Genomic DNA, 5,235 nt, shown 5'->3' on the forward strand with positions numbered 1-5,235 from the left:
TGACTCGTCCGATCCGCCCGGCCCGAGAGCCCGAGGCCGAGCCCCGGGCCAGACTTCCACATCACGGACTTACACGATCTTTCAGACACGCTCCATAACCGCCGCTGAGCTGCGGCGGGGGGCTTGTGCCTGTGCTCACGCTGGGGTTGTCGTTCTTCTGTTGTCGGTTTCGTGGTCGTGGCTGTGTGTGTCGTGGTGTTGGTAGGTGGGGTGGGGTGTGGTGTGGGTGGTGTAGTCGTCGGTGAAGGGGGTGGGGGCTGGGGTGTTGAGATGGGTGTGGAGGGGGGTGGTGTCGTAGTAGTGGTCGGTGGTGAGGAGGGAGAGGTGGCGTTGCCAGGCGGGGTTGGTGTGGGCGCCGGGCCAGGTTTGGGCTTGGGTGTGGGTGATGTTGCCGGTGGGGTGGGGGAGGTGGTGGGTGTGGGCGGTGGTGGTGAAGAGTTCGCGGGTGGTGATGGGGGTGGGGCGGGCGATGTGGAGGATGGGGGTGGGGGGTGGGGTGGGGTGGAGGGCGAGTTGGGTGATGATGTTGGCGAGGTCGTGGGCGCTGATGAGGGAGTGGAGGGCCTGGCCGTGGTTGACCCAGTGGGGGAGGGTTTTCATGAATTGGATGAGGGCGGGGAGGAGCCATTGGTCGCCGTGGCCGTAGATGAGGTGGGGGCGTAGGACGATGCCGCCTGCGGCGAGGACGCGTTGTTCGCCGGCGAGGCGGGTGATGCTGGTGGGGGAGGTGGGGCCCAGGGGTGCTTCTTGTTCGGTGAGGCCGACGTGGCGGCCGTCGCGGTAGACAGCGGTGGTGGAGAGGTGGATGAAGCGTTTGACGTTGCTGCGTTGGGCTTCGGCGAGGAGGGCGCCGGTGCCGGTGTCGTTGACGGCACGGCAGAGTTCGGGGTTGGTGCCGATGTGTGAGGCGAGGTGGAGGACGGTGTCGATGCCGTCGCACAGGCCGTGGAGGGTGGTGGGGTCGGTGAGGCTGCCGTTCCATACCTCGATGCCGGGTGCGGGCGCTTGCACCGGGGTGGGGTGAAGAGCTGTTGGTGTGACGGGCACGGCGGCGGGTGTGATGTGCAGGGCTGTTGGGCCGGTGCGGGTTCTGTCGCCTGGGCCCGGCATTCCTGCCGTGGCCGGCGGTGTTCCTTGCGCGGTCGGCAGGTTTGTTCCGCGGGTTCGCATGCTGGTGGCGGGCCTGTGTGCCGCGTCGGCCCGCAGGTCCTCGGCCTGTGTCCACATGTCGTTGAGGCGGGTGGCAGTGTTGCCTACGGCGGGGGCGGGTTTTCGGGGTTGGGCGCGGTGGGCGAGCAGGCGGAGGGTGGGTGGGTGGGGCTGGTGGGCGAGGAGTGCGGTGACGCGGGCGCCGACGAATCCGGAGATGCCGCCGGTGATGAGTATGCGATGTGCTGCCATGTGGTCTTCCTTCTTCTGTCGGCGCAGGCCCTGCTAGCTGCGCGGGTTGTGCGTGTCCCGCAGGTGCTGCGGGTGCGGGTGCGGGTTGTGCAAGTCCTGCTGGTTCTGCGGGCTTTACGGGTCCTGGGCGGCTCCTGCGTGCTCAGCTCGTCCTTCGGTAGGTCTGACGCATGTGAAAGCCAACTGGGTTGTGCGCGTCGTGCGGGTTGGGTGGGTTGTTGTGGGTGTCCTGGGGCGTGCGGTTTTGCGCGGCCTGCGGGTGACCGTCCCGATGCTGCGCCCTCCACCGGCCGCGGTCTCCGCGCTCCCCAGGCTGCGCCGTGCACGAACCCTCACGCCGCGGCGCCTTGCACTCGACGTCTCGACGTCTCGCCGCTCCGACGCCTCGACATGCGAGGTGCTGGTGCCCTGAGTTCCGCAATCCCCGTGGCCCCGTGCGCCTCTGCCCGGCGCGTCCTGGGCCGGTGGCCTGGTGCCCTGAGTTCCGTACCCCCCGTACTTCCCGTGGGCCGCGTGCCGTTGTCCCGGGTGCCTTGGGCCAGTGGCCTGGTGCTTTGAACTGTGCAGTCCTGTGGCCGGCGCGTCTTTGCCTGGCGCGTCCTGGGTCGGTTGCCTGTGCTTCGAACTTGGGGAGTCCTGTGGTCCCCGTGCCCGCGTGCTGATGTCGTGCGTGCTGTGGGGCAGTGGCCCGGTGTCGTGAGTGGTGTGGCCCTGGTTCGTAGCTTGGGTGGTGGGCCGGTGTCTGGAGCTTTGTGTTCCCGTGTCCTCTTGTGCCTGGCTCGGCGGGTGTTTGGGCTGCGTCTGCCTGGCCTGTGTTCCGGCTTTTCACGTGGCGACGCTGTGGGTGCCACGTGCCGGGCCTCTGTGCCGGGCCGCCGCTCTGGGTGGGGGTTGGGTGGTGTGGGGGTTGTTTTTGGTCGTGTGTGTCAGGTTGGTGGCTGGGTGGGGGTGGGGGTGGGGTTGTGGGGTGGGGGGTGGGGGTTCAGGCCAAGTGTTTGCCTTCGTGATGGTGGGGGTGTGTTTGCGGGTAGTTTGCGGATCATGGAGCTGGAGGGTCTTCTCGCTGGTAAGTGCGCTTTTATTACCGGGGCGAGTAGTGGGATTGGTGCGGCGGCTGCGCGTGTGTTCTGTCGTGAAGGTGCGGCGGTGATGTTGGTGGCGCGGCGGGAGGAGCGGCTTGCTGCGTTGGTGGGGGAGTTGCGGGGGGAGGGTTTTGAGGCTGATTACGTGGTGGCTGATGTGGTGCGGGGTGGGGAGGTGGCGGGTGCGGTGGAGCGGACGGTGAGTCGTTTCGGGCGGTTGGATGTTGCGTTCAACAATGCGGGGGTGGGGGCGCGGCAGGTGGCGTTGCATGAGATGGGTGTGCGCACCCGCGCGGGTCACTTGTGCATCTGCGTCGGCAGGTTGTGCACCCGTTTCGGCTGGTCACGCACCTGCGCTGGCTGATCGTGCACCCGTTCCGGCTGGTTACGCACCTGCGCCGGTTGGTTCTGCAACCGCGTTGGCTGAGGCTCTGCGTGCGTGGGCCAGGGTGGTGGGCGGGCCGGTCTGTCGCGTACGCGCGGGTGATGCCTGCGGCCCGGCTGGTGGTTTGCCGGCAGGCTGTCTTGTCGTAGCCGGCGGCGTCGGTGCATGCGGGGGAGGGGCGCCTGGTCCGGTGCCCTCTTGCTTTCGTCCTGGATGCCCTGGACGCCTGCTCGCCGTTGTGGGCGGAGGCCGTCGTGTATGTCGTGTGAGGGCGTCCGCTCGTTGTGTGCCGGGGTGTTGGCTCCGGCGTCTCTTTCCGCAACGTGGCGGCCCGCGGCGTGCAGCAGTTCCCCGGGGAAGGGCACGTGGTCGTGGGCCGTGAGCGCCAGAACGGGCGCGGCGAGCGGGGCAGAAGACCGGTCGGTGAGCAGTGCAGCGTGCGGGCCGGCGCATTTTCCGGGTGTCCGCTGCGGTACGCGCCTGGAGTCTTCGCCGTGGGGCAGGTCGCGTTCTTCACGCGGGACGTGCCCCGGGTTTCGCTCGGCGCGTTTTCTCGGCCTTCGCTTCGGTGTGCCGGCTCGGTCCCGGTCGGCACATGCAGGGTGTCCGGTGCATCCCTCCGCGGGCCGGCCGGCACATGTGCCCGGGCCCCCGGCCGGTATGCGCCGTCCGGTGTGTGGCCGCCGCTGGGTCTTTCCTGTCTGTGTTCCGGCAGCCTCTCAGGCTGCCTCCGGTACGTCTGGGTGTGCTCGGTCGCCATGAACCCCCCCGTTCCCCCTCGGGCTTACGCCCGGTATTGCCCCTCGCGCTGCCTGCTACGGCACGTGCCCCGCCTCCCCGTTGTTCGCCGGGCTTTCGCTGCGGTATGTCTCGCAGCCGTCCCCCGGCGGGTGCCCGGGCTGCCGGGGTGTTTTCTCCCGCCCCCGGCCGGTACGCGCTGCTCGGCGTGCGGCCGGTGTTTTCGGCTGGCCGTTCAGTGCGGCCGCCGTCTGGTGCGGCAACGTCCCCCGTCCTCGCCCGGTGCCTCCCCGTGGCCCTTGGCCGGCACGCCCCTGGGTGCACGCCCCTGGGCTTGCACCCTGCGCCGTCCTGCGCCGCCGTCCCCGGTGTCGGCCGACATGCCCCCTTCCCCCATGGCTTGCGCCCAGTATTTCCCCCTCGGGCTGCCTGCTACAGGCATGCGCCCCGACTTCCCGCTTCCCCCGGGCCCCGGTCGGTGGTTCCGGCGCCCGCTGACACGCTCTCCCCGGGTTGCGGCCGGTAGTCCGTGCGGCTCCCGTTGCGGCAGTTCCCCCACCCCCCGCCCGGCGCTTCCCCAGGCTTCCGCATGGGGCCCTGCCTCGGCCTCCGCATCGGCATCCCTCAAAGTCTTCATGCCCCCGTCGCTGTTCCAGCTCTGCGTCGACGCTTCCGCGTGGTCTGGGCCGACGCGGCCCTGCGGCTTTCGCCCGCGTGTCCCTGGTGGTGGCGGACACTTTCCGCCGGGCTTCCGCTTGGGGCTTTGCTCCGGCTTCCGTTGCGACACCCCTTCTGGTCCGGCGCCCCGAAGGCTTCGGCCGGCACCTCCCCAAGGCCTCTGCGTGGTGCTGGCCTTGGCGTGCCCCTTGCCCCCGGGTGTTCCCGTCGGTGTTTTCCCTGCGGCCTTGACCGAGGTGTCCTGCCCGGGCCTTGTGCAGCTGCGCCCCTTGCCCCCTTGCCCCCTTGCCCCCTTGCGTCCGGTACGCCCCCAGCCCTGCGTCTGGTACGCCCCCCAGCCCTGCGTCCGGTACGCCCCAGCCTCCGCCGGTGCGCCTCCAGGTTTCGGTCGGCGCTTGCGTGGCGTCGGTTGTGGGCCGGCGGGTGGCGGTGGTGCCGGGTTCCGCTTCGTGGTGCCAGGCCGGTTCCGGTACGCCCCGTGGGCGGCGCAATTTCTGGCCTGGGTGGTGTGGTTGCCCGGGGCCGTTGGTGCGGGGTGCGCGTGCCGGCGGCGGCCGGCGCGGCGTCGGGGGAGCGCGGTGGTGGCGTGGGTTTGTCCGCGGGCCCCTGCATGCACGGAAAGAGGCTGGAGGAGGAGCGCCCTTGGGCGGGCGGTTCCTCGCGCGGTTGCTCTCCGCGGTTTCGTGCGCCTTGTCCCGAGGGGGGGCTTCTTCCGGTTCCGGGGTGGCGGTCGTCGAGGAGGCCGGTCCCCGGGGAACTGCAGTGGCTGGCTGGTGGTGGGTTGGTGGTTAGGGGGTGGTGGGTTGGGTGAGGCGGATGGTGAAGGCGGGTTGGTTGTTTTGGTGGCCGGTGACGCTGATGGTGGTGTTGTGGGGGGTGGTGTGGGGGTGGGTGGTGATGAGGCAGGGGGTGTGGAATTCGATGTAGCGGGTGAAGCGCATTTCGGAGGCG

At 69.9% G+C, this 5,235-nt stretch carries 1 protein-coding gene and 1 pseudogene; one reads left to right on the forward strand and one right to left on the reverse strand.

Annotation, left to right across the window (positions count from 1 at the left end; all coding sequences use genetic code 11):
- Positions 1-135: 135 nt before the first annotated feature.
- Positions 136-1,401: an NAD-dependent epimerase/dehydratase family protein gene (locus tag ABZT03_RS42875; RefSeq protein ID WP_356049572.1), complete on the reverse strand. Its 1,266-nt coding sequence runs from the start codon at positions 1,399-1,401 to the stop codon at positions 136-138.
- Positions 1,402-2,442: 1,041 nt separating this feature from the next.
- On the opposite strand from ABZT03_RS42875, the pseudogene ABZT03_RS42880 reads away from it, so the two are divergent.
- Positions 2,443-2,760: pseudogene (locus ABZT03_RS42880) on the forward strand (SDR family NAD(P)-dependent oxidoreductase); the annotation flags it as partial.
- Positions 2,761-5,235 lie beyond the last annotated feature (2,475 nt).

Origin of the sequence: Streptomyces sp. NPDC005574 (assembly GCF_040605435.1) — a bacterium.
GTDB lineage: Bacteria > Actinomycetota > Actinomycetes > Streptomycetales > Streptomycetaceae > Streptomyces.